The sequence below is a fragment of the uncultured Phascolarctobacterium sp. genome, from assembly GCF_934190775.1.
Taxonomy (GTDB): Bacteria; Bacillota; Negativicutes; order Acidaminococcales; family Acidaminococcaceae; genus Phascolarctobacterium_A.
On the sequence record NZ_CAKPTG010000008.1, the window covers coordinates 15,365 to 38,508 of the forward strand.

The 23,144-nt window shown below is 48.6% G+C and carries 25 protein-coding genes and 1 tRNA gene; 5 read left to right on the forward strand and 21 right to left on the reverse strand.

Annotated elements, in window-relative coordinates:
* Window positions 1-3: 3 nt before the first annotated feature.
* The 6 genes from Q0G26_RS05790 to Q0G26_RS05815 all read right to left on the reverse strand — a co-directional run bounded on the left by Q0G26_RS05790 (window position 4) and on the right by Q0G26_RS05815 (window position 4,807).
* Window positions 4-1,242 (reverse strand): NAD(P)/FAD-dependent oxidoreductase, encoded by a 1,239-nt coding sequence (locus tag Q0G26_RS05790; protein WP_293829140.1) that lies wholly within the window; start codon window positions 1,240-1,242, stop codon window positions 4-6.
* Entirely contained in the window at window positions 1,239-1,964 is a 726-nt protein-coding gene (locus tag Q0G26_RS05795) for a pseudouridine synthase (RefSeq protein ID WP_021721015.1), read from the reverse strand. Before Q0G26_RS05795 ends, Q0G26_RS05790 begins: the two co-directional genes overlap by 4 nt.
* Window positions 1,965-1,969: 5 nt before the next feature.
* The gene (gene scpB / locus Q0G26_RS05800; RefSeq protein ID WP_293829141.1) at window positions 1,970-2,548 is read right to left on the reverse strand and encodes an SMC-Scp complex subunit ScpB; all 579 of its coding nucleotides are present in this window, start codon (window positions 2,546-2,548) and stop codon (window positions 1,970-1,972) included.
* Window positions 2,538-3,269 (reverse strand): segregation/condensation protein A, encoded by a 732-nt coding sequence (locus Q0G26_RS05805; RefSeq protein ID WP_293829142.1) that lies wholly within the window; start codon window positions 3,267-3,269, stop codon window positions 2,538-2,540. The genes scpB and Q0G26_RS05805 overlap by 11 nt, the downstream gene beginning before the upstream one ends.
* A gap of 3 nt (window positions 3,270-3,272) precedes the next feature.
* Window positions 3,273-3,893, reverse strand: coding sequence for a site-2 protease family protein (locus tag Q0G26_RS05810; RefSeq protein WP_293829143.1), 621 nt, complete (start codon window positions 3,891-3,893; stop codon window positions 3,273-3,275).
* A gap of 137 nt (window positions 3,894-4,030) precedes the next feature.
* The gene (locus Q0G26_RS05815; protein WP_040565195.1) at window positions 4,031-4,807 is read right to left on the reverse strand and encodes an enoyl-CoA hydratase-related protein; all 777 of its coding nucleotides are present in this window, start codon (window positions 4,805-4,807) and stop codon (window positions 4,031-4,033) included.
* A 340-nt stretch (window positions 4,808-5,147) separates the two neighbouring features.
* Between Q0G26_RS05815 and Q0G26_RS05820 the strand changes: the two genes are divergently transcribed.
* Both Q0G26_RS05820 and Q0G26_RS05825 read left to right on the forward strand, forming a co-directional pair.
* Window positions 5,148-5,223: transfer RNA gene (locus tag Q0G26_RS05820), tRNA-Asn, on the forward strand.
* Between the two features lie 141 nt (window positions 5,224-5,364).
* A complete protein-coding gene (locus Q0G26_RS05825; protein ID WP_293829144.1) occupies window positions 5,365-6,648 on the forward strand; it encodes a Na+/H+ antiporter NhaC family protein in 1,284 nt (427 codons plus the stop codon).
* Window positions 6,649-6,778: 130 nt separating this feature from the next.
* Here the strand turns inward: Q0G26_RS05825 and Q0G26_RS05830 are convergent, their stop codons facing one another.
* Together Q0G26_RS05830 and Q0G26_RS05835 are read right to left on the reverse strand one after the other, a co-directional pair.
* Window positions 6,779-7,894, reverse strand: coding sequence for an Ldh family oxidoreductase (locus Q0G26_RS05830; protein WP_009145784.1), 1,116 nt, complete (start codon window positions 7,892-7,894; stop codon window positions 6,779-6,781).
* Between the two features lie 250 nt (window positions 7,895-8,144).
* Window positions 8,145-8,894 carry a hypothetical protein gene (locus tag Q0G26_RS05835; RefSeq protein WP_293829145.1) on the reverse strand — a complete coding sequence of 250 codons (750 nt, stop codon included), beginning with the start codon at window positions 8,892-8,894 and terminating at the stop codon, window positions 8,145-8,147.
* 177 nt (window positions 8,895-9,071) lie between these two features.
* On the opposite strand from Q0G26_RS05835, the gene Q0G26_RS05840 reads away from it, so the two are divergent.
* The 3 genes from Q0G26_RS05840 (at window position 9,072) to Q0G26_RS05850 (ending at window position 10,347) form a co-directional block, all read left to right on the forward strand.
* Entirely contained in the window at window positions 9,072-9,347 is a 276-nt protein-coding gene (locus Q0G26_RS05840; protein ID WP_293829146.1) for a hypothetical protein, read from the forward strand.
* A gap of 388 nt (window positions 9,348-9,735) precedes the next feature.
* Window positions 9,736-10,119, forward strand: coding sequence for a hypothetical protein (locus tag Q0G26_RS05845; RefSeq protein WP_293692236.1), 384 nt, complete (start codon window positions 9,736-9,738; stop codon window positions 10,117-10,119).
* Between the two features lie 15 nt (window positions 10,120-10,134).
* Window positions 10,135-10,347, forward strand: coding sequence for a helix-turn-helix transcriptional regulator (locus Q0G26_RS05850; RefSeq protein ID WP_293829147.1), 213 nt, complete (start codon window positions 10,135-10,137; stop codon window positions 10,345-10,347).
* A 201-nt stretch (window positions 10,348-10,548) separates the two neighbouring features.
* Here Q0G26_RS05850 and Q0G26_RS11465 read toward each other — a convergent pair whose 3' ends face one another.
* From Q0G26_RS11465 to Q0G26_RS05910, 13 genes are all read right to left on the reverse strand, one after another.
* A complete protein-coding gene (locus tag Q0G26_RS11465) occupies window positions 10,549-10,626 on the reverse strand; it encodes a putative holin-like toxin (protein WP_366517749.1) in 78 nt (25 codons plus the stop codon).
* Window positions 10,627-10,805: 179 nt separating this feature from the next.
* Window positions 10,806-11,423 carry a hypothetical protein gene (locus Q0G26_RS05855; protein WP_293829148.1) on the reverse strand — a complete coding sequence of 206 codons (618 nt, stop codon included), beginning with the start codon at window positions 11,421-11,423 and terminating at the stop codon, window positions 10,806-10,808.
* 451 nt (window positions 11,424-11,874) lie between these two features.
* The gene (gltA, locus tag Q0G26_RS05860) at window positions 11,875-13,263 is read right to left on the reverse strand and encodes an NADPH-dependent glutamate synthase (protein ID WP_293829149.1); all 1,389 of its coding nucleotides are present in this window, start codon (window positions 13,261-13,263) and stop codon (window positions 11,875-11,877) included.
* Window positions 13,248-14,090, reverse strand: coding sequence for a sulfide/dihydroorotate dehydrogenase-like FAD/NAD-binding protein (locus Q0G26_RS05865; RefSeq protein WP_293391578.1), 843 nt, complete (start codon window positions 14,088-14,090; stop codon window positions 13,248-13,250). The genes gltA and Q0G26_RS05865 overlap by 16 nt, the downstream gene beginning before the upstream one ends.
* Window positions 14,091-14,121: 31 nt before the next feature.
* Complete coding sequence (locus tag Q0G26_RS05870) at window positions 14,122-15,402, reverse strand: amidohydrolase (RefSeq protein ID WP_293829150.1); 1,281 nt, start codon at window positions 15,400-15,402, stop codon at window positions 14,122-14,124.
* A gap of 84 nt (window positions 15,403-15,486) precedes the next feature.
* Complete coding sequence (locus tag Q0G26_RS05875) at window positions 15,487-16,164, reverse strand: class II aldolase/adducin family protein (protein WP_293829151.1); 678 nt, start codon at window positions 16,162-16,164, stop codon at window positions 15,487-15,489.
* 2 nt (window positions 16,165-16,166) lie between these two features.
* Entirely contained in the window at window positions 16,167-17,411 is a 1,245-nt protein-coding gene (locus Q0G26_RS05880; protein WP_021721118.1) for an adenosylhomocysteinase, read from the reverse strand.
* A 31-nt stretch (window positions 17,412-17,442) separates the two neighbouring features.
* A complete protein-coding gene (gene mtnA / locus Q0G26_RS05885) occupies window positions 17,443-18,489 on the reverse strand; it encodes an S-methyl-5-thioribose-1-phosphate isomerase (protein WP_293829152.1) in 1,047 nt (348 codons plus the stop codon).
* Between the two features lie 9 nt (window positions 18,490-18,498).
* Window positions 18,499-19,296, reverse strand: coding sequence for an S-methyl-5'-thioadenosine phosphorylase (gene mtnP, locus Q0G26_RS05890; protein ID WP_009145105.1), 798 nt, complete (start codon window positions 19,294-19,296; stop codon window positions 18,499-18,501).
* A gap of 353 nt (window positions 19,297-19,649) precedes the next feature.
* A complete protein-coding gene (locus Q0G26_RS05895; RefSeq protein WP_293829153.1) occupies window positions 19,650-20,309 on the reverse strand; it encodes an HAD-IA family hydrolase in 660 nt (219 codons plus the stop codon).
* A 126-nt stretch (window positions 20,310-20,435) separates the two neighbouring features.
* On the reverse strand, window positions 20,436-21,728 hold the full coding sequence (locus Q0G26_RS05900; RefSeq protein WP_293690286.1) for a glycosyltransferase family 2 protein: 1,293 nt from the start codon (window positions 21,726-21,728) through the stop codon (window positions 20,436-20,438).
* Between the two features lie 31 nt (window positions 21,729-21,759).
* Window positions 21,760-22,443 carry a CDP-diacylglycerol--serine O-phosphatidyltransferase gene (gene pssA, locus Q0G26_RS05905; RefSeq protein ID WP_293829154.1) on the reverse strand — a complete coding sequence of 228 codons (684 nt, stop codon included), beginning with the start codon at window positions 22,441-22,443 and terminating at the stop codon, window positions 21,760-21,762.
* A complete protein-coding gene (locus Q0G26_RS05910; protein WP_293829155.1) occupies window positions 22,440-23,072 on the reverse strand; it encodes a phosphatidylserine decarboxylase family protein in 633 nt (210 codons plus the stop codon). The genes pssA and Q0G26_RS05910 overlap by 4 nt, the downstream gene beginning before the upstream one ends.
* Window positions 23,073-23,144: the final 72 nt, after the last annotated feature.

Sequence of the window (23,144 nt, forward strand, 5' to 3'; positions counted from 1 at the left end):
GAATTATTCTTCCGCAGCCGCCGCTTCGCCCGCAGCATGACCGCTGCTGAACGCTGCCTGCAGATTATAGCCGCCGGTATAACCGTCGACATCCATAACCTCGCCTGCAAAGTACAGGCCCTTGATGCGCTTGGATTCCATGGTCTTGGGGTCAATCTCCTTCACGCTCACGCCGCCTGCGGTAACGATAGCCTCTGCAATCGGACGTGTTGCGGAAATAGTAATCACAAAATGCTTCAGCGTCTGCAGCAGTCTGTGACGCTCCTCGCGCGAAACCTGGTTAATGAATTTGTTCTCATCAACGTAGGACATATCCAGCACAACGGGAATCAGTCGCTGCGGCAGCAGATCCTTCATGCCGTTAAGCACCTGCTTACGGCTATACTGCACAAAGTCACGTTGGATACGCGCATCCAGCTTTTCCTCGCTCAGCGCAGGCTTCAGGTCAACCTCCAGCTCTACATCCTTGCCCGCAGCCAAAGCGTCTGCGGCAAGATTGCTCAGCGAAAGCACAATGGGACCGGAAACGCCGAAATGCGTAAACAGCATCTCGCCAAATTCGCTGCCAAGCTTCACGCCTTCAGCAAAAAGCGTTGCCTGCACATTGCGCAGGGAAAGTCCCTGCAGGTCATCAACATAAGGATAATCGCTTTCCAGCGGAATCAGAGAAGGCTTCAGCGGTACAATCGTGTGCCCCAGCTTCTGCGCCAGCTTAGCGCCGCCGCCGTCGCTGCCTGTGCCCGGATAGGACGCACCGCCCGCAGCCAGAATAACTCTGTCTGCCTCGTACACGCCGTTGACCGTGCGCACGCCGTACACATGGCCTTCCTTGACCATGATATCAATAACCTTGGTGTCGGTCTGCAGCTTGCCGCCGGCCTCGGTATAAATACTCACCAGCGTATCAACTACATCCTTCGCCTTGTCGCTTACCGGAAAAATACGGCCGCCGCGTTCAACCTTCGTCGGCAATCCGTTACTCTCCAACAGCAATACTATATCATCATTTGTGAACCTATGTAAAGCACTATTTAAAAATCTTCCGTTTCCGGGCAGATTTTTTATGAAATCGGGGATTTCACAGGCGTTGGTAATGTTGCAGCGTCCCTTGCCGGTAATGAGCATTTTCTTGCCCGGCACACGCATTTTTTCATAAATCGTTACCTGCGCTCCGCCCCAGGCTGCAGCAATACCTGCCAAAAGGCCTGCCGCGCCGCCGCCTACAATCGCAACTCGCGTCATAGCTTAGCCGCCTTTCTGAGCTGGGATAATTCCTGCTCACTTAGGCTGCGGAACTTGCCGCGTCCCAGATTACTCAGCTGCAGCGGTCCCAGCTTGATGCGCTTCAGATCACGCACTGGGAAACCGATAGCGTCACACATGCGGCGAATCTGGCGGTTACGTCCCTCATGGATGGTGATATCAAAAAGCGTAAAGCCACGCTCATGGTCATAATCACGCAGGTTGACAATCGCCGGAGCGGTCGGACCGTCCTCCAGCTTTACGCCCAAGCGCAGCTGGTCCAGCTTTTCCTGCGGCACAATGCCCGGAACCTTAACGAGGTAGGTTTTGTTTACCTCATGGCTCGGATGCATCAGGGCCTGTGCCAGTGCACCGTCATTCGTCAGCAGCAGCAGTCCTTCGGTATTGAAGTCCAGGCGACCTACCGGGAAAACTCGCTCCGGCAGGTTCTGCACGAAATCGGCAATGCTGCGGCGGTTCTGCGGGTCGGACATCGTGGTGACTACTCCCCTCGGCTTATAGAACATGTAATAAGCCTTGGCTTCCTGGGCAATCGGCTTGCCGTCAACGCTGATGCGTACCTTGGACGCATCAAACTTGCAGCCCAGCTCGGTAACCACCTTACCGTTCACGCGGACGCGACCTGCCGTAATAATTTTTTCTGCTTCGCGGCGGGAGGCAACGCCTGCTGCCGCCAGGATTTTTTGTAAACGTTCTTCCATCTATCTCAGTTTTCCTTTGCTTCAATTGTATTATCAAGCTGCAGCACCTGCTGCGCAGCCTCTGCCTCGTCTTCCGGCCTTGCCTCCAGCGGCGGCAGCTCCTCTAACGAGTTCAGGCCGAACACCGTCAGGAATTTATCCGTTGTCGCATATAAAATAGGGTTACCCAGTGCCTTCTTGCGTCCTGCCTCTACCACCAGACCAAGGTCCAGCAATGTATTGAGTACGCCGTCAACCTTTACGCCGCGGATAGCTTCCATCTCTGCACGCGTTACCGGCTGCTTAAAAGCAACAATCGCCAATGTCTCCAACGACGCATTCGTCAGCTTTACTTCCTTTTTGCGCCCCAGGCCAAGCAATAAGCTGTAGTAAACAGGCTTGGTCACCAGCTGAAAGCAGCCTGCTGTCTCACGCAGCATCAATCCCCTGCTTTCGGCCTCATAGGACTGCTTCAGCTCTGAAATAAGCTCCCACACCTGCGGCTTTTCCAGCTGCATAAGATCTGCGAGCTCTGCCACAGAAACAGGCTCTCCGGCAGCAAACAGCAACGCTTCCAGTGCTCCTGTCATTTTATCAAGATACATTGCCTGCTCCCTCCTGTCCCTGCTTGCCAAAGATGTAAATCGGTGCAAAGCGCTGCGCCTGGCTGATGGTAATCAACCCCAGCTTCAGCAGCTCCAACACACCCAAAAAGCAGGCCACCTTTTCAGCAGCACTGCCTGCGGTAAAAATCTCATTCAGCATAAAGCCCTGCGGCTGACGTTGCAGTCTTTGCAGAATATCTGCCATTTTATCCTGCACGCTGTAGGCCTGCGGCTCAATAAAGGCTGCCGGCTTGCCATCGGGCGCAGTCGTCATGCCTGCCAAAGCCTTCAATAACTGCTGCACCGTGCAGGGAGCAACAGTGCGCTCCACCAAGTTGCCGAACATCGGCTCACGCTGCCAGTACAGCTCAGCGCTCTGCTTCATATCTGCCAAAGCAGCAGCGGCACGCTTAATGCGGCGGTATTCCACCAGCATCTCCACCAGCTGCTGGCGCGGATCTGCCTCCTCCTCTTCGCCCTCAACAGGCTGTTTGGGCAGCAGCATACGCGATTTAATCTGCAGCAGTGTTGCAGCCATCACCAGAAAATCACTGGCGACCTCCATATCAAATTCACTCATGCTGCGCAGGTAGCTTATATACTGCTCCGTAACCGCCGCAATGGGAATATCATAAATATCTACCTTATCACGTTCGATGAGATGCAAAAGCAAATCCAGCGGTCCCTCGAACGCAGTAAGCTTCAACGCTAAATCGGCCATGGCTTAGAACACTAAACCCAGGATACTGTTAACCAGCAGCATGTAGCCTGTAGCCAGCGGTCTGATAATCGCACCTGTGATACCGGTGAACACCAGGGCAATCAGGATGTAAAAACCATAGCGTCCCACCAGATTGTCAAACTTCCAGGCCATAGACGGCGACAGAAGCTCCGAAAGAATCTTGGAGCCGTCCAGCGGCGGAACCGGGATCAGGTTAAAAAAAGCAAACCATACATTATATAACTGCATCCACAGCAAAAACATGTAAACGCCCTCGCTTATAAGGCCAAAGCGCTTCAGAAATGCCATGAAGAATGCTGCAAGAAAGCACAAGAACAGATTAGCTGCGGGGCCGGCAAAGGATACCTTCAGAATACCCTCGCGGCGGTTGCGGAAATTGCTGGGGTTAATTTCTACGGGCTTAGCCCAACCGAAACCTGCTACCACCAGCAGAATCACGCCCAACGGATCCAGATGCGCCATCGGGTTGAAGGTCATGCGTCCCATATAACGCGCAGTCGGGTCACCCATGCTGTCCGCACATTGCGCATGGGCATATTCGTGTATCGTAATCGCAAACAACAGTGCAGGAATGCGATAGATCATTGTACTGAAATCGAGCATACTTTCCTCCGAGAAAAATTTATCAATAGATTTATTATACAACATCTTGTATTCCTACGTCAAAAAGAAAACGGAACCATCAGGATAAATTATGTGACAGTTCCGTAAACATTTACTTTTTTCTGCTAATTTTTTTCTTATTTACCGGTGAATTGCGGTGCACGCTTCTCATAGAAAGCAGCAATGCCTTCCTTGCAGTCATCAGTACCCATCAGCAGCGCCTGGGTAGTTTCTTCGATTGCCAGCACCTCGTCCAAGGTCAGGTCATGGTCATTGAGATATTTCTTCGTCAGGCTGATAGACAGCGGAGCGCTTGCTGCCAGGCGTGCAGCCATAGCATAAACCTTATCCTTCAGCTCTTCATCTTCATATACATCGTTCAGCATGCCAAGCTCCTTGGCAGTTGCAGCGTCAATCAGGTCGCCGGTAAACATCAGCTCTTTAGCCTTCAGCACACCGATAGCCTTCGGCAGGAAGTACAAGCCGCCGCAGTCGGGAATCAGGCCAACCTTGGCAAAGCTTTCGCCAAAGCGTGCCTTGGCAGATGCATACACCAGGTCGCAGGCCAACATAAGGTTAACGCCTGCACCGGCAGTAACGCCGTTGATATAAGCAATAACAGGTTTAGGAATAGTAGTCAGGCGTTTCGCAACGTCGCCTACCTTAGCGATAAAGTCCTTCTTGGCAGCAACGCCTTCTAAGCCGTTCAGATAGCTCAGGTCTCCGCCAGCACAAAATGCTTTGCCGTTACCGGTAAGTACGATAGCACGCACCTCAGCGTCGGCAGCAGCCTTGGTAATAGCAGCATGCAGGCCGTCAATCAGCGCGTCATTCATTGAATTCAGGCTCTTCGGACGGTTCATAGTAATCGTCGCAATATTGTTTTCCACAGCGTATAATACAGCTTCTTCCATGGGGAACACTCCTTTACACATGTAGTTTATATCATTAAGGATATTATAGCATAAAACCTCAAACAAGCCTACTATATTATCTAAAGATTTTAGATCTTCCTGCTGCCGGCAATTTCTGCATTAAGTAAAGGTGAAGGGAGTGTCCTTGGACAACACATCAAGACCATCTTTACCTCGCCTTTCATATCACTTGCCCTCATTCTATATAAGCATTTCATCTGTTAAATCCCTCTCATTTATCGCCTTCCCAAAATACTTATAATTTTTTCTAAAAAACCTGTTGACAAATAATTGCCATGCGAGTATAATAATCTTCGTTGGTTGACTTACCAACCTTAATTCCCCGATAGTTCAGCCGGTAGAACACCTGACTGTTAATCAGGGCGTCGTAGGTTCGAGTCCTACTCGGGGAGCCAAGAAGTTTGCCTCAGTTGCAGCAATGCAGCTGAGGTTTTTTGTTATTCTTTTAACAATCCTTCATCAATCTTCCTTGCATACTAAAAATTTAATTGATATAATAGAAAAAGCTGAAAATTATATAAAAGGAGATTCTGTTTATGACCAACAACCATTCCAAAGGGCGTGCCATCGCTCTGCTGCCTATCGCAGTCTTTTTGCTGTTTTTTATAGGCTCAGGCCTGATTACCGGGGATTTTTACAGCATGCCTGCGATTGTAGGCTTTTTAATTGCTTTAATCATAGCCTTCCTGCAAAACCAAAAGCTCAGCTTTGTACAGAAGCTGCGCCTTGCTTCTACCGGCGTAGGTGACGAAAACATTCTCACCATGTGCCTCATCTTCCTCGCCGCAGGTGCCTTTTCCGGCGCTGTACGCGCTGCCGGCGGTGTAGAAAGCACCGTTAACCTTGGCCTTTCCATTCTGCCGGGCAACATGGCGGTTGCAGGCCTCTTTGCCATCGGCTGCTTCATTTCCATTTCTATGGGTACTTCCGTAGGCACAATTACTGCGCTTGCTCCGATTGCTGCGGGCATCAGCGATAAAACCGGCTTCCCGATGGCTATCTGCGCCGGTGCCGTAGTCTGCGGTGCAATGTTCGGTGACAACCTTTCTATTATTTCCGATACCACTATTGCTGCTGTTAAAACACAGGGCTGCGATATGCGCGACAAGTTCCGCGAAAACTTCAAAATCGTTCTGCCGGCAGCAATCATCACTCTTGGCCTGTTCTACTTCTTGGGCAACACCAATGAATACCAGGTTAACGGCAACCTCGATTACAGTCTGATCAAGGTTATCCCATATCTGGTTGTTTTAATCGGTGCCGTAAGCGGTGTCAACGTTTTCGTGATTCTTATTATCGGTACTGTGCTCAGTATGCTCGTAGGCCTGGGAACAGGCATGTTTACCGCTACCAAAATGTTCACCCACGTTGGCAACGGCATTATGTCTATGTATGACATCACTGTTATCTCTATCATCGTGGCCTGCATCATCACGCTGATTAAGGAATACGGCGGTATTGAATTCGTTCTGAACTTCATCAAGAGCCGCATCAGCAGCACCAAAGGCGGTGAGCTGGGTATTGCTGCTCTCGCTCTGCTTGTTGATATCTGCACCGCGAACAACACTGTGGCGATTGTTATGGCAGGCCCTATTGCCAAGGATATCAGCGAAGAGTTCGGCGTAACGCCTCGTCGCAGCGCCTCTCTGCTGGATATGTTCAGCTCCATGGGCCAGGGACTTATCCCCTACGGCGCACAGCTTTTGGCTGCAGCAAGCCTCACGGGACTCAACCCCTTCGCCATAATCCCCTACTGCTTCTATCCGCTGCTGATGGGTATCAGCGGACTAATCTTCATCTTCATCAAAAATAAAGACTAAAAACAAGCCGTACTGCTATAAATTTACTGTAATAGTAAAAATCAAGCCGTACGGCTTTTTTCATGCTTTAACAACTACATCTCCCCACACAAAAAGCCTGAGCAAATGCCCAGGCTTTTGTTATAGCTTATTATTTTTCAAACGGGAATTTGTACTGAGTCAGGCCCAGCTCATCTCTAAGCTGAATGAATTCCTTCTGAATGGATTCGCCAACCGGTACACCCTTGTCTTTTCTGTCCAGCCAAGCCATGTATTCCTTCTCGCCGGCAGTATAGATGCGTTCCTGACCGGGAGCCTTGGTGGAATTGCGCAGACCGCGGCAGATGTCGCCGGCAGTTTTCTTGAAGGTGTCAACGCCCATGAAGAATGCCGGGTTGATAACGAAGAAGAAATGGCCCAAATGATACATAGCGTTGTTGCCGTTTTCATCCTTACCGGACAGTGCCTTCATGAAAGGACCGCCTGCTAATGCGGAAGAAAGAATCTCTACGATAGTAGTGAAGCCGTAGCCCTTGTAGCCGCCGGTTTCTTCGCCCAGACCGCCCAACGGCAGCAGCGCAACGTTGCCTGCACGCATTTCCTTCAGGATGGTAGCGGATTCGGTCATAGTGCCGCCGTCCTTAGCAACTACCAGACCAGCCGGAGTATCCTTGCCCTGTCTAGCATAGAACTCTATCTTACCGTTTTGGATAATGCTGGTTGCGCAGTCAAAGTTGAACGGGAACTCCTCATCGGTAGGCATAGTAAAGGTCAGCGGGTTAGTGCCCATCATCGGCTCAACGCCAAAAGTAGGAGCAACGGAAGGTCTTGCGTTAGTACCGGAAATACCGATCATGCCTGCCTTTTCAGCCATAGTGGTCCAGTAGCCTGCAATGCCGTAGTGAGTAGAATTAAAGATGGTGCCGCCGGCCATACCGTACTTGGAAGCCTTTTCAATCAGCATTTCCATCATCTTATGGGAAGCAACCATGCCCATGCCGTTATGAGCATCCATAACTACAGTACAAGGAGTATCCTTGACAATTTCAATTTCGGTTTTCGGCAGCAGGGTGCCGTTTTTAATTCGATCCAGGTAAATAGGCTTGAAGCGGTTGCAGCCGTGGCTTTCGATACCGCGTCTGTCGCTTTCCAGCAGAACGTCTGTACAAATGCGTGCATCCTCTTCTGGAACGCCGTATTTAACAAATACGTCTACCATAAAATCGTGGACTAAGTCCCAGCTTACAAAGGGTCTTGTTTCTTCCATGCTGTTTCCTCCTTGAAGAAAATTTTTTCAATTCATAATAATATTGCTTTCGCACTACATATAGTATACCTCATTACTCCATAATTGTACAGTATTGCTTTTACGGCTACACTTCGCGCCTATTACAAACGCTTATGTCAAAAAATCTATTTTATCCTTAGGCATACCCACCTATAAAAAAATACCGTGCAGACCTCAGCGTCATAGCCACAGAAGCCTGTACGGTATTACACGTTTTGAAATTATCAGCTTATCCCTGCTCTGCTCCGTCCGCAGTAAAGGCAACCGGTGCCTTAGCCTCCAGCTCCTTCGTGCTGCCGTCGGCATTATGCCACAGGGTTTTCTTACTCAGCGAGCCGTTGGTCACAAGGCCAGTCGCATCAAAGCTAACGCCTGTACCGCTCTTGAACTCTACAAAGCCGGCACTTTCATCCTGCAGGTTATGCTGCCAGCCAAGCGGACGCAGCTTTGTTGCCTCCGCCAGCGTGCCGCTCTTAACTCTGCCATCTGCATCAAATGTCAGCTGGGTGTCATTTTTAAAGCGCACAAAGCCATAACCATTATCGCTCAGCTGCAGGATAACATCATTATCAATCATGCCGCTGAGCACCGTGCCGTCCTTGGCAAAGGTCACAGTTTTGTTGCCCATGTAGCGCACATGACCGTCGGCAGGAATCACCATCCCCGGGCGATACGGATGGTAGAAGAAGCGCGGCGGGAAGAACGGCGCACTCTGCTCCACATAATAATAATTGCTCGCCAGGCTCTTCCAGCCGGTAGGACGCAGATAGGTGTCACTCGCCAGCACGCCCTCGATTACCTGACCGTCATCGTTTAGCTTTACAACAGTATTCTTCTTGAACTTGATATCGTCCGCTACCGTCCAGCCCTGCGGCACCAGCTTGGTATCCTTGTCTAAGGTTATGGTTTTATCAGCAAGAGCTGTGTTGGCGCCTACAAGCACTAAGGCAGCTAATAGTAAGGCTGTAACTTTACGCATGATAATCACCTCATTTTCACTTTCTAAACATATTATAGCATAGGTTCCTAAAAGAAAATATAAAACTATTGTGAATTAAGAGTGGAGGTGATGTGTGGGGATATTCTTCTATTTACTATTCACCCCTGCTACGCTATAATATAATTAAATAAGCTCATTGAAAGGAGTTGTACGCCTATGTGTACCAATAAGCATTACTACTGCATGTTCAACGGCATTACAGTCACTACTAGCGACGTTATAAATGAAGAATACAAGGAATATATTTGCGTAAGATTTGAGCGCCCCAATGATAATAATGGTTTTGATTTTGCTGAAATCATTATGCCTGACAAAAAGTTTATCAAGGCTTTTGGCTTTAGTGAGGACGAGCTTTATTGGATTGAGAGCTTCGCAGCGGATAATCTTTTACTTATGTGGGAAATGGCAAAGGAGAGTAAGCAAATTGCCTAAAATATTAGCAGGTTTCTTAGGGTATACATCTTTGGCGAAGGTAAAGTAAAAAAATAAGATTAGAATTATAAGTAGTATTCCCCCCTCTAAAGGCTTGGCCTGCAGAGGGGTTTTCTTTATGCTTCATGTTGCACTTCATACTTTGAAATGCAAAAACTTTATTTTTTTGAGATTTTTTGCACTCAAGTGCAGAAACTTTTTATTTTGAAAACTTTTTGCAGTTACCAGGACAGTAAAGTCGTAACTTCATCAGAATATATGAAAATCCTGCATGTTAATCCGAGCATCCGCACGTGATATATTTCTCACATTTTTCTTGACTACGAGTAAATTATGTGATATTATTTCAGCATAAGTTAGAAATATATCACATTGGAGGCATTAGAAAATGAAGAATTTCAGATTAACACTCAAGCAAAAATATGGTTATGCCAATATTTTTTTCGGAGCCAGCTTTGTCCTTATGGCACTATTTATCAAATCCGGCAACATATATTTAAGCATGAGCAGCACATTATTAAATTTAGTAGCAGTATTAGGACTTCTGCTGACATTTTTTCTTAAATCTGACATTGATGATGAACGTGCTCTTGATAACCTTCACCGGGCTGCTTACCGTTCTTTAATGCTGACATTGAGCTTAATCAGCGCCCTTCTCTTCATTATGGTTTTAATCAATATTACCGTTGATACTGATACCATACTTAGAATTATTCTTGGCATCAGCTTAACACTTTATGGGTACTTTTTCCTACAATTTGAACGTGAATAATGAGGATGGTGCAAAATGCCTATATTAAAAACTAGAATCCACGAACTGCGCAAGGAAAGAAAAATGCAGCAAAACGACCTTGCAGAGCTTGTCGGTGTCAGAAGAGAAACCATCGGCAATCTGGAAAACGGAAAATACAATCCCTCGCTCAAGCTGGCAATGGATATCGCCAAGGTGTTTGGCAAGCCGGTGGAATATATTTTCCAGTTTGAGGAAGAAGAGAAGTAAGTTTATTTTAAGGTATTAAATAACCACTACCCCACAGCCCTCCCAAAACCACCCCTGCAAACCCTTCAGGTTTGACAAAAAACAAGATAAAACGTATAATAAACATAAAGAGACAACTGGTTGTGGAAAGCCGGTTCTCCTCATTGTTTAGAAGTTAGAAAGAAACCGTCTTACCGCTAGGCGGTTTTTTTCATGCCGTAATTACTTACGATACGTAAGGATCAGCACGACCAGAGTTGCGAAAGCAATCATCAGATATAACGCTTCGAAAACAGTCATAACATCACCCCCACTCGCTAGGGAGTAGAAAAACCGACTACCAGTTGCCTCAAAATGTATTATAACATAATATTGATATTTTTAAAATACACCTCTAAAGGTGTATTTTTTATTTTAAGCATATTTAAAAAATGGCTGGAGCAATCTGCCCCAGCCATAAAAGCCTATAAGTAAAGCATTCAATTCACTTCTGTTGAAGCTTGTTTATAAATATCATCTTTTATTTCATTTTGTAACGATACTGATGTGATGGTTAATTGCGGGAAATCATGAATCCATCTTAAACTTATAATAGCTTTATCTCCTTCCCACTGAAGTCTCGTATACGAATCATTAGCTTCTAATTGTTCCGGATATGTACTTGTAGGTAGTCCATATAATTCTGTAAAATTTCTTTGCAGTTCACGGAAATAAAACATATTCAATTTTTTATCATCTTCAGTGCGAACAACAGCTTGCCCCAAACATACAATTACGCTATATAATCTATCTTTATAAAAATTAGCATATAATACCTTAAAAGGCACTCCGTGTAAGCTTTGTGTTGGTTCATCTAAATCAAAATAATACTCATCTAAACGTACACTATATTCATTACTTAAATCTAAATCAAGGTCATAGGCGTCTACTTCTTTTTCGTCTCCTGCGTAATATTTATCACACAGAAGCTCCGTTGATTTAACTTCCTCAAACGACGAATTTAATTTAAGTCCTTGAAAACCATCCGGTTCATTTTGAAAAGCAAAACCTGTTGAACAACTAAACAGTAATAATAAGACCATTGCTAAAAAACGCATAACTTACAACCTCCTTTGTGATATGTTAATGAATATTTTTATGAACCTTATCAGTTGATGTTATAAGATTCGCTTTGCCGGCGTAAACGACGCTGCTGCATAGTTTTTCCGTTCGCGAAGCATTCTTTTGTCCTTGCCTACAGTCAAAAAATGCTCTCTCACTACTCTTCTATATTTATATTATACACATACCGCAATTAAAAAATCAATACTGGTAAGTATATATAAGTCAAATAATATCTTATGATTTTATATGAATTTAATATAATATTCAATAGTGTGTAAAGCGCCTGCACTTTTGAAAGTATATTTCATAATTCAAAGAATATATAAGCATAAAAAAATCCTGTTGCAGATTAAATTACTCAATCCACAACAGGACTTTTAAACGTGTCCGTATTAAATTACGCTTGTTACAAGTTAAATTACACTTTTACAAGCTCTCAGCAGTTTACTTGCTCAGGTACTCGTCAATAGCAGCTGCAGCCTTCTTGCCTGCGCCCATAGCGCTGATTACGGTTGCAGCACCGGTTACGATGTCGCCACCGGCGAACACGCCCGGAATAGAGGTAGCACCTGCCTCGTCGGCAACGATGTTACCGCGCTTGTTGATCTCCAGATCAGGGGTAGTCTGCTTAATCAGCGGGTTAGGACCCTGGCCGATAGCCATAACTACCATGTCAACGTCGAGCACATATTCGCTGCCTGCGATAGCTACAGGAGAGCGACGGCCGCTGGCATCCGCTTCGCCCAGCTCCATCTTAATGCACTTCAGGCCGTTAACCCAGCCCTTTTCATCGCCCATGATTGCAACCGGATTGTTCAGCAGGCGCAGCTCAATGCCTTCTTCCTTAGCATGGCCGATTTCTTCCTTACGCGCAGGCATTTCTTCCTCGCTGCGGCGGTACACGATATATACCTGCTCCGCGCCAAGGCGCTTCGCGGTACGCGCTGCGTCCATTGCTACGTTGCCTGCGCCAACGATAGCAGCCTTCTTACCAACGTATACAGGTGTAGCGTAGTTTGGGAATTCGTAAGCCTTCATCAGGTTTACACGCGTCAAAAATTCGTTGGCGGAATATACGCCGTTGAGGTTTTCGCCGTCAATATGCATAAAGTGCGGCAGACCGGCGCCGGTACCCACATAAACAGCGCTGAAGCCTTCCTCTTCCATCAGCTCCTTGATGGTGAAGGTGCGGCCGATAACAGCGTCAACTACAATCTTTACGCCCAGCTTTTTCAGTGCGGAGATTTCATGCTGTACGATTTCCTTTGGCAGACGGAACTGCGGAATGCCGTACATCAGCACGCCGCCGGCAGCATGCAGTGCTTCGTACATGGTTACATCATAGCCCATTTTTGCCAAATCGCCGGCGCAGGTCAGACCGCTGGGGCCGCTGCCTACAACGGCAACCTTCTTGCCTTTGCGTTCTGCTGGAGCTTCTACATCGTTATCCAAACCATGTTCACGCGCATAGTCGGCAACAAAGCGCTCTAGGCGGCCGATAGCTACAGGCTCGCCCTTAATGCCCAGCACGCATTTGCCTTCGCACTGGTTTTCCTGCGGGCAGACACGGCCGCAGACAGCAGGCAGGGTGCTCTTTTGCTTAAGGATTTTATAAGCATCGGCAAAGTTTTCCTGTGCAACCTCATGGATAAACTTAGGAATATCAATATTAACCGGGCAGCTGCCTACACAACGCGGTTTGGGGCAGTTTAGGCAGCGCTGTGCCTCGTCTACCGCCATTTCCTTAGTGTAGCCAAGTGCTACCTCCTGAAAGTTTTTGTTACGCACATCAGCCGGCTGTTCCGGCATAGCATTTCTCATTCCTCCACGCATTTGCAATGACCTCCACAGCTATATTCCAGTGCTTCCTGGTCCTTGTACATCTGCTGACGCATTACCAGGTTTGCAAAATCTACCTCGTGAGCATCAAACTCCGGTCCGTCTACACAGGCAAATTTGTTCTCGCCGCCAACCATTACACGGCAGCCGCCGCACATGCCGGTGCCGTCTACCATGATGGTGTTGAGGCTGGCCGTAGTTTTTACGCCGAAGGGTTTAGTGGTTGCTGCCACGTTTTTCATCATGATAACAGGGCCGATGGCCAATACCAGGTCAATCTTCTCGCCTGCTTCCAGCATTTCACGCAGCGGGTCAGTTACAAAGCCCTTGCGGCCTGCACTGCCGTTATCTGTGGTCAAAATCAGCTCATCGCTGATAGCAGCCATTTTATCCTGCCAGATTACCAGATCCTTGTCGCGTGCACCGATGATGGAGATAACCTTGTTGCCCAGCTCGTGATATGCACGTGCGATAGGATAAACAGGCGCAACGCCGATGCCGCCGCCAACTACTACAACAGTACCGAACTTGCCCATCTCGGAAGGATGTCCCAAAGGACCTACTACGTCGAGAATATCATCACCCTCGTTAAAGGTGTCGCACAGATGCTTGGTGGTGTTGCCCACAGCCTGCACGATTAAGGTGATATAGCCTTTTTCACGGTCAAAATCCGCAATAGTCAGAGGAATACGTTCGCTGTATTCGTCTGTGCGGATGATTACAAACTGTCCCGGATGGCATTTGTGTGCCACCAGCGGCGCGTCTACGACGAACTCGTAAACTGCAGGTGCTAAATTTGCTTTGGTAATGATTTTAGCCATTTTCTTGCATTTCTCCTTTTGCTGCTAATTGCTATTCATTCAAGAGCTTTCTGGTGCAAGCCTCAGCTTCCGCATAAATCTTTTCTTCGTCAAAGGTCAGCAGTTTTCCTGCTTCCACAACCTTTTTGCCTGCTACGAAAACAGTGTCGGCGTCAGTGCTGCTTGCTGCATAAACCAGCTGGGACAGCTTATTGTGACGCGGATACCAGTAAGGCTTGTGCATATCCCACAGTACGATATCTGCCTGCTGACCTGCTTCCAGAAGTCCAGTATCGGCAAAGCCCAAAGTCTTGGCGCCGTCAACAGTTGCCATCTCCCACGCCTTTTTAGCAGGAACAACGAGAGGATCAAAGGTGGTTGCCTTATGCAGCATTGCGGCAGCGCGGCATTCCTCCAGCATATCCAGATTGTTGTTGCTGGATGCGCCGTCCGTGCCCAGGCCAACGCAAATGCCCTTGTTCAGCATTGCCGCTACCGGTGCGATACCGCTTGCCAGCTTCAGGTTGCTCTGCGGGTTGTGGGCTACACGCACGTTTTTGGCAGCCATGATATCCATATCCTCGTCGGTCAAGTGTACGCAGTGCGCAGCAATGGTTCCCAGATCAAACATGCCCAGCTTATCCATCAGCTGAATCGGCGTCATGCCATGCTCTTTAACAACGGTATCAACCTCAAATTTAGTTTCGCACAGATGCATCTGGATTTCTGCCTTGTTGGCAGCAGCCTCGGCAATGACCTTTTCCAGATAATCAACAGGACAAGTATAAGGAGCGTGCGGACCGTAGGTGATGCGGATACGGCCGTTGTCATAGCCCTGCCAGTTCTTCGCCAGCACAGTGTTTTCTGCCAGCTTTACATCCTTGTCCGGCGCTACGCCGATCAGACCGCGGCTGAGGTTAGCGCGGATACCAGTTTCAGCGCAGGCACGCGCAACATCCTCCATGAAGGCGTACATATCGGCAAAGCAGGTAGTACCGCCCTTCAGCATTTCTACGATGCCCAGCATTGCGCCCCAATAGATGTCGTTGGCATCCATCTTGTCCTCAATCGGCCAGATTTTGTTTTGCAGCCAGTCCATGAGCGCCATATCATCGGCATAGCTGCGCAGCAGCGTCATAGAAACGTGGCCGTGAGTGTTAACCATGCCGGCGGTAGCCAGCTTGCCCTTGCCGTCAACGATTTCGTCGGCAGCAAAGTCTGCAGGCACGTCCTTGCCTACATAGACAATCTTATTATCTTCAACGGCGATGTTCTGCATTTCACCGTTCGGAGTATGCAGAAGCTCGATATTTTTAATCAGTAGCTTAGCCAAAAGATTTCACTTCCTTGGTACAAATTAAGTCCTGCCTCCCTGTTTAATGCTTAGGGAGGCAGATGACAGTGATATTATTGTTTTCTACTCCTCGCCCTGCTGACGTTTGGAGTAATGCTTTTCATAAAAATCATGCATCACGTCCACGTCCTCACAGCTCAGCTCGTACACCTTGTTGCCGGTGCCTGCACAGATTACGGCAATCTGCGCCGCTTTTTCCAGAATTTCGGCAGCAAGCAGTGCCTCCGCCAGGTTCTTGCCCCAGCAGACAGCGCCATGGTTGGCCAGCAGCACAGCCTTTTTGCCGTTCAGCGCACGCACGGTGTTCTCCGCCAGCTCCTGCGTACCGCAGAGAGCGTACTGAGCGCACTCCACCCTGCCGCCGATAATCTGCACGATATCCTCGATAATCGCCGGCACTCCCTGATGCATAGCCGCAAGCGCACTGGCATAAATGCTGTGCGTATGGATTACGGCACCTGCCTCTGGATAGGCGTTGTAAATGGCGGTATGCACCTTCAGTTCGGAAGAAGGAATGCGCTTGCCTTCGACAACTTCGCCATCACGGTTGATAATGACAACGTCCTCAGGCGTCAGTGTTTCATAACCGTGACCGGAGGGTGTGATAGCAATATTCTGCGCGTCAATGCGGCAGCTGATGTTGCCCCAGGAGCCTGCAACGAGCTTTTTTTCAATCAGCGCATGGCCTGTTTCCACAATGGCAGCACACGCACTTTCTTTAGCAAATAACTGCGTTTCCATGATTATTCGGCAGCCAGATATGCCTTCTGCTCATCGCTCAGGGTGTCGATGCCTGCGCCCATAGCCTGCAGCTTCAGAGCAGCAATTTCGGTGTTCAGCTCTTCCGGCAGTACATACAGTTTGTTTTCCATTGCTCCCTTATGGTCGAGCAGGTATTTCATAGCCAGGAACTGCATAGCGAAGGACAGGTCCATGATTTCAATCGGGTGACCGTCGCCGCATGCCAGGTTAACCAGACGGCCTTCGCCCAGCAGGTTCAGCTTACGTCCGTCAGCCATGGTGTAGGTCATAATATTTTTGCGTACTTCATACGGAGCAACTACGGAAAGCTCCTCCAGATGATGTTTGTTGATTTCTACGTCGAAGTGGCCTGCGTTGCACATAACAGCGCCGTTCTTCATAACCTCCATATGCGGTTTGGTGATTACGTCCTTGCAGCCGGTTACGGTTACAAAGATATCGCCGTGCTTAGCAGCCTCCTGCATCGGCATAACGCGGAAGCCGTCAAATACTGCTTCAATACCCTTAATAGGATCAACCTCGGTAACGATAACGTTAGCGCCCAAGCCTTTGGCACGCATTGCAACGCCCTTACCGCACCAGCCATAGCCTGCAACAACAACGGTTCTGCCTGCTACGGACATGTTGGTGGTACGCATGATGCCATCCCAGGAGGATTGGCCGGTACCGTAACGGTTATCAAACAGATACTTGCAGTAAGCATCATTAACGGCAATCATCGGGAATGCCAGATGACCTGCCGCAGCCAAAGCCTTCAGACGATGTACGCCGGTGGTGGTTTCTTCGCTGCCGCCCATCAGGTTAGGAATCAGGTCACGACGTTCGCCGTGCAGCATATTAACCAAATCGCCGCCGTCATCAATAATCAGCTGCGGTTCGCTCTTCAAAGCTTCGCGCAAATACATATCATATTCTTCGTTGGTGCAGCCATGGGTTGCGAAAACAGTTACGCCGCTGTCAACCAGTGCTGCGGCAATTTCGTCCTGAGTGGAAAGCGGGTTGCTGCCGGTAACAACAACATTAGCGCCTGCGTTCTTCAGCACGAGTGCCAGATAAGCAGTTTTTGCTTCCAGGTGAATGGTTACAACCATGTTGATGCCCTGGAAAGGCTTAGTTTTGCTGTATTCATCGTTCAGATGGTTCAGCAAGGGCATATATTCCTTTGCCCACGCGATACGTTGATGACCTAACGGTGCCAATTTGATGTCTTTAATAATGCTTTGCATAAATCTGAAAATCCTCCTTAAAATAAGCTCTTTAATCTTGTAAAAGAGCCTGCAATTTCATAATGCTTTCTGTATACGGCGCTTTAAGTACGCCATGCTCGGTAATAATACCGGTAATAAGCTCTGCCGGTGTCACGTCAAACGCAGGGTTAAACACTGCTACGCCCTCAGGTGCAGTCTGCTCGCTGCGGAAATGACGTACCTCGTCGGCCTTGCGCTCCTCAATAGGAATCTGCGCACCTGTGGCAATGGAAAAATCAAAGGTGCTCGTCGGCGCGGCGATATAAAACGGAATCCCGTGTGCCTTCGCCGCCAGTGCCACGCCATAGGTGCCGATTTTGTTCGCCGTATCGCCGTTGGCCGCAATTCTGTCGGCACCGACAACAACAGCGTTAACGCCTTGCGTGCGCATGGTCCACGCTGCCATATTATCGGTAATCAGCGTCACCGGAATGCCGTCCTCAAACAGCTCAAACGCCGTCAGTCGTGCACCCTGCAGCAGCGGACGCGTTTCGTCTGCATAAACCATCTTCAGCTTGCCCTGCGCATAGGCACTGCGGATAACGCCCAGCGCCGTGCCCCAACCGCAGGTTGCCAATGCGCCTGCGTTGCAGTGCGTCAGCACTACGGCAGCGTCAGGCAGCACAGCAGCGCCGTATTCGCCCATACGCTTATTCATAGTGATATCGTCCGCATAAATCTGCTTGGCCTTCTCCTCCAGCGCCTTGATAATTGCCGCAGGTGACTTGTCCCCGCCGTTTAGGCGCACAGCCAGCGCGTACTGCAGATTTGCCGCCCACGCCAGGTTGACCGCCGTCGGACGCGCAGTAATCAGATCCGCACGCACAACATCCAGCGCACCCAAAAAGTCAGGCTTATTCTCAACCTCGCGCGCACCCAGCACCATAGCGAAGGCAGCGGCAGCGCCGATTGCCGGAGCACCGCGCACCTCCAAGCGTTCAATCGCCACTTTCACGCGCTTGTAATCTACGCAGGTAATCCATTCTATCTTTTGCGGCAGCAGAGTCTGGTCCAACAGCACCAGGCTCCCCTGCTCCCAACGCATAGTTTCTACCATAACAACCTCTTACAGCTTAAAGCCGCCGAACTCCTGCATAGCGTGATGGCAGTTGCATTTCGCCTCAGTCGGCTCTTCATAAGCGATAAAGGACAGAATCAGCTTTTCCATATTCTTAATGCTCAGTGCCATTGCGTCGCAAACCTCTTTATGAGAAAGCGGTGTCGGGGAAATGCCGGCAGCCATATTGGTAACAATGGAGCAGTTGGTGTAGCACATCTCTGCCTCACGCGCCAGAATAGACTCAGGCATATTGGTCATGCCAACCAGGTCACCGCCCAGCATAGCGAACATCTTGATTTCGGCAGCACTTTCAAAGCGCGGGCCTTCGGTGCAAACATAAACACCGTGCTTATGGAAGGTAATATCCGTTTTCTCAAGGCATTTGATAACCTTCTCGCGCAGAGTCGGGCAATACGGATAGGTAAAATCGCAGTGTGCTACACCACGCTCAGGTGAATCATAGAAGGTGTTGATGCGGCTCTTGGTGAAGTCCAGCACGTTGTCGCAAACTACGAAGTGACCTGCCTTCATCTCCGGGTTGAGGGAACCAACTGCGGTAGTAGCAAAAATCTCCTCCGTTCCCAGGCTCTTCATCGCCCAGATGTTGGCGCGATAGTTTACCTTGTGGGGCGGTACGGAATGGTCAACGCCGTGACGGCTCACGAAAACCACCTGATTACCGCTCATTGTGCCGATGTTGCACAATGCCTTACCAAACGGTGTTTCTATAATCTTTTTTTCAAATCCCTTCAGGGTATCGGGATTATCAATACCGGTTCCGCCAATGATAGCAATTTTACGCATATGCTTTGCCTCCTTTATGGGTAAATGTGATAATGAAAACTGTTTACCAAAGTATGTTATTACGCATAATATCTATGCAGATTCTCCACACTTTTTCTATTATATAATACCATAAATAAGGCATAATTTAAAGAGCAAAGAAAAAGCACTCTCAGCAGGTGTGAGAGTGCGAAGTGGGTGTGGAGTATCCGGCACTGTTTTCTGAGTATCTGGCACTATCGGCCTAGTATCCGGCACTTTTGCAGATTATCCGGCACTATATCCTTAGTATCTGGCACTACTTGCTCAGTATCCGGCACTGTCGACTCATTTAAAAGGACATTAGAACCTTCATTAGTATTTTTATTAGGACACTAACAAATCTTCCCCACAATCTCCAACAACTCCTGCGGCCTTGCAATCACAAAATCCGGCCTGCCCTCCTCCAGCAGCTTCTCCCAACCAAAGGCCGTATAGCGCACGGCAACGGTTTTCGCCCCCGCACTACGTCCGCTCTGCAAATCGAAGGGACTGTCGCCGACGCACAGGCACTCATCCGGCTTCACTCCCAGCTTGGCACACGCCGCCAGCATCGGCGCAGGATGCGGTTTGCTCTCCTTCGTATCGCCCAAGGCAACAGTCGCATCAAAATACTGCGTCAGCTGCAGGCAGTCAAGCCCGCGGCGCAGCATCGGCGGCTTTTTGGAGGTGACCACCGCCAGCTTAATGCCCTGTGCCTTCAGCTGCTCCAGCGTTTCCTGCACGCCGGGGATAGGACGGATCATATCATCGTGATGTGCGTTATTATATTCTCTGTAAGCGTCGCGCATTGTTTCCACCAGCTCCGGCTTACCGGAAAGCGCAATCATCGCCTCCGGCAGCGGCAGGCCGAAGGTAGCGACAATCTTCTCGCGCTCCGGCGTAAAGCCCAGCACCTCCTGACAGGTGTGCTCAAAGGTGGCAATAATCAAATCTATGGTATTGGCAATAGTGCCGTCAAAATCAAAAAGTATTCCCTTAATCTGCATCTTCATATCCTCTCCGCTCTTTTTGCTCATCTTCATAACATTTGCATAAGCACAATAAATTTATTATATCATGTTTACCTGCCTTTGCGCACTAAAAAAGCACTCCCGCTTACGCAGAAGTGCTTATAAACGTTATTTTTCGTCTTTTTTCGCAAAGACTACTTCCTTAGGACCATCATTTACTGCATCCTCAGGAATAATTACATCGTCGAAGCTGATGCCACGGGTGTGCAGCGTGTGGCTCCACTCATGATCATGGCGGTGCCACCAGCCAAGGGCTGTAATAGGAATCCAGCTGTAAATAAACAGCGGATACAGCAACAGATACATCCAGGACTTGAAGGAAGCACGGATTTTCCACAGTACAGCTACCGGGAAAATATACTGGCCGATACCAACCAAGGTCCAAACCTCTACCGGAATAATAGTATACAGGATATTGGTGTAGAACGGATAGAAGTTATAAACATAGCTGCAAAGCACGAAGAACGTGGAAATCATCAGGAAGTACGGCTGAATGAGGTTCACAGAGCAGTCCAGCATGACGATATTACGTGTCTTGATTGCTTTTTTGATCATCGGAATGAGATAGCGGTCCGCTACATCAAAGTGACCCTGTGACCAACGCTTACGCTGGTTCCAGGTCTGCTTGAAGGTCAGCGGCTTTTCATCGTAAATGATTGCGTCATGCGCCCAGGTTGTAGGAATGCCTTCCATCATCGCCTGAATGGTGAACTCCATATCCTCGGTCAGGCAGGTTGCACGCCAACCGTAACGCTTCAGCACCTCGGTATCAAAGCACATGCCGGTGCCACCAAGACAGCAGGACAGGCCCATGTTGTACTTTGCCAGGCTCCATACATGGTTAACAATCCAGAAGGAAATTGCAAATACGCCGCTTACCCAGGTATCAGTCGGGTTTTTTGCATCCATATAGCCTTGGATAATGCGTTCGCCGTTGCACAGACGGCTGTTCATCTCCTGCAGGAAGTTGGGATGCACCAGGTTATCGGCATCGAAAACGCAAACTGCATCATATTTCTTATCCAGCTTGAACAGTCTGTCAAACATCCATGCGAGAGCAAAGCCCTTGCCCTTACCGGTTTCGCTGAAGCGCTCATGCACCAGCGCGCCGGCCTTGCGTGCAACCTCCGCAGTTTTATCCGAGCAGTTGTCCGCAACAACATAGATATCATATAAAGCGTCATTGTAATTCAGACGGCGCAGGTTATCTACTAATTGAGCAATAACACGTTCCTCGTTATGCGCACAGGCAATCAAGGCAAAGGTTTTGCTTTCATTATATATCTTAACTTCCTTCTTCTTGCCGAACAGGCCGAACCAAGAAACAAAAAAGTAGTAGAGCGTAAAAAATATAATCAATAGCTGCAAAGGTATCATGATTATATCAAAAGCTGTATACATCAAAAATCTCCTTTACTCCCCTAACGGCAAATTATTTGTTCTTACCTGTAAGAGCACGGTAAACATGGTTTACAATGCCTGCCAGCGTATAGGTGAACATTGCTACAAACGGCCACGCACCGGGACGCTCGTACAACATTACGGCACCGACGATTACGGCAATAATTACAGGCAGACGGTACATAGGATTGCCCTTGCCCTTGAAATCCGGGAACTTAACCTCGCTGTACATGATGCAGGCAATTACCAGAGTAACTGCTGCCAGCACAGCCGGAGCGAATTGATAGCCGGAAACAACATAGGTTGCCAAGAAGCAGGCACCAGCCGGAATAGGCATGCCCTGGAAATAACCATGTACAACACCGGTGTTGCAGTTGAAGCGTGCCAGACGCAGGCAGCCGCCCACAGCGAAGAGTGCAGCGATAACCTGACCTGCAAGGCCCAAATCCTGCAGACCATACATATAAATCATGATGGCAGGCGCAACGCCGAAGGAGCACATATCACAAAGAGAATCCATCTCCTTGCCAAAGTCACCGCCGCCAACGCCGAGAGCGCGGGCAGCACGGCCATCCATAGAGTCAAAAAGTACAGCGATTACGATGAAAACGGGGGCAAGGAAGAAATCCCCCTCGATAGTTTTAAAGATAGACAGCACACCGAAAATAAGGCTCGCAGAGCTGATGCTGTTCGGAATCAGACGACGCCAGTTCATTGTTCTTTAACCCTCCCCACTACGGTAATACCGCCAACAACCTTATCACCCTTCTTAACGGTGATTTCAACATTTCTGGGCACAACCAGCTCCGTGCTGGAGCCGAATTTAATCATGCCGTAGGTTTCGCCCTGTTGGAGCTTGGAGCCTACAGTTACCCAGGAAACGATGCGGCGTGCCAGCAGACCGGCAATCTGTATTACTAGGAAGCGCATACGGCCGTTATCCATACCGATAGCATGACGCTCGTTTTCAAAAGAAGCGTTTTTCTCATACGCAGGTACGAACTGACCGCAGGTATAGCGCTGATATTTGATTTCGCCATCGAGCGGCGCACGGTTGGTGTGCACGTTGAAGACAGAAAGGAAAATAGTCACCTTAATTGCAGGCTCGTTGAGATATTCATCATCAAAAATTTCATCTACGCCCATTACCGTACCGTCTGCAGGCGAATACAGGATGTTGGGATCATAAGGCGTAACGCGGTGAAAATCGCGGAAGAAGTAGGCAAAGTATAACGCCAGCACTACAGGGATTACGGCCCACACAGCGCCGAAGATATAATATACTATTGCAGCCAACAACAGAGAAACACCAACATAAATATAACCATCTTTTACAATAAACATATAAAGCCTCGCTTTCCTGCGAATATTTCTTTTAATCTAAAATTTCATATCAGCAAACAACCTTGAACTGAC

Bases quoted from the DNA above. Each gene is read 5' to 3' on its own strand.
- Q0G26_RS05790 (WP_293829140.1), bottom strand. From the start codon at position 1,242: ATGACGCGAGTTGCGATTGTAGGCGGCGGCGCGGCAGGCCTTTTGGCA.
- Q0G26_RS05795 (WP_021721015.1), bottom strand. From the start codon at position 1,964: ATGGAAGAACGTTTACAAAAAATCCTGGCGGCAGCAGGCGTTGCCTCC.
- scpB (WP_293829141.1), bottom strand. From the start codon at position 2,548: ATGTATCTTGATAAAATGACAGGAGCACTGGAAGCGTTGCTGTTTGCT.
- Q0G26_RS05805 (WP_293829142.1), bottom strand. From the start codon at position 3,269: ATGGCCGATTTAGCGTTGAAGCTTACTGCGTTCGAGGGACCGCTGGAT.
- Q0G26_RS05810 (WP_293829143.1), bottom strand. From the start codon at position 3,893: ATGCTCGATTTCAGTACAATGATCTATCGCATTCCTGCACTGTTGTTT.
- Q0G26_RS05815 (WP_040565195.1), bottom strand. From the start codon at position 4,807: ATGGAAGAAGCTGTATTATACGCTGTGGAAAACAATATTGCGACGATT.
- Q0G26_RS05825 (WP_293829144.1), top strand. From the start codon at position 5,365: ATGACCAACAACCATTCCAAAGGGCGTGCCATCGCTCTGCTGCCTATC.
- Q0G26_RS05830 (WP_009145784.1), bottom strand. From the start codon at position 7,894: ATGGAAGAAACAAGACCCTTTGTAAGCTGGGACTTAGTCCACGATTTT.
- Q0G26_RS05835 (WP_293829145.1), bottom strand. From the start codon at position 8,894: ATGCGTAAAGTTACAGCCTTACTATTAGCTGCCTTAGTGCTTGTAGGC.
- Q0G26_RS05840 (WP_293829146.1), top strand. From the start codon at position 9,072: ATGTGTACCAATAAGCATTACTACTGCATGTTCAACGGCATTACAGTC.
- Q0G26_RS05845 (WP_293692236.1), top strand. From the start codon at position 9,736: ATGAAGAATTTCAGATTAACACTCAAGCAAAAATATGGTTATGCCAAT.
- Q0G26_RS05850 (WP_293829147.1), top strand. From the start codon at position 10,135: ATGCCTATATTAAAAACTAGAATCCACGAACTGCGCAAGGAAAGAAAA.
- Q0G26_RS11465 (WP_366517749.1), bottom strand. From the start codon at position 10,626: ATGACTGTTTTCGAAGCGTTATATCTGATGATTGCTTTCGCAACTCTG.
- Q0G26_RS05855 (WP_293829148.1), bottom strand. From the start codon at position 11,423: ATGCGTTTTTTAGCAATGGTCTTATTATTACTGTTTAGTTGTTCAACA.
- gltA (WP_293829149.1), bottom strand. From the start codon at position 13,263: ATGCGTGGAGGAATGAGAAATGCTATGCCGGAACAGCCGGCTGATGTG.
- Q0G26_RS05865 (WP_293391578.1), bottom strand. From the start codon at position 14,090: ATGGCTAAAATCATTACCAAAGCAAATTTAGCACCTGCAGTTTACGAG.
- Q0G26_RS05875 (WP_293829151.1), bottom strand. From the start codon at position 16,164: ATGGAAACGCAGTTATTTGCTAAAGAAAGTGCGTGTGCTGCCATTGTG.
- Q0G26_RS05880 (WP_021721118.1), bottom strand. From the start codon at position 17,411: ATGCAAAGCATTATTAAAGACATCAAATTGGCACCGTTAGGTCATCAA.
- mtnA (WP_293829152.1), bottom strand. From the start codon at position 18,489: ATGGTAGAAACTATGCGTTGGGAGCAGGGGAGCCTGGTGCTGTTGGAC.
- mtnP (WP_009145105.1), bottom strand. From the start codon at position 19,296: ATGCGTAAAATTGCTATCATTGGCGGAACCGGTATTGATAATCCCGAT.
- Q0G26_RS05895 (WP_293829153.1), bottom strand. From the start codon at position 20,309: ATGAAGATGCAGATTAAGGGAATACTTTTTGATTTTGACGGCACTATT.
- Q0G26_RS05900 (WP_293690286.1), bottom strand. From the start codon at position 21,728: ATGTATACAGCTTTTGATATAATCATGATACCTTTGCAGCTATTGATT.
- pssA (WP_293829154.1), bottom strand. From the start codon at position 22,443: ATGAACTGGCGTCGTCTGATTCCGAACAGCATCAGCTCTGCGAGCCTT.
- Q0G26_RS05910 (WP_293829155.1), bottom strand. From the start codon at position 23,072: ATGTTTATTGTAAAAGATGGTTATATTTATGTTGGTGTTTCTCTGTTG.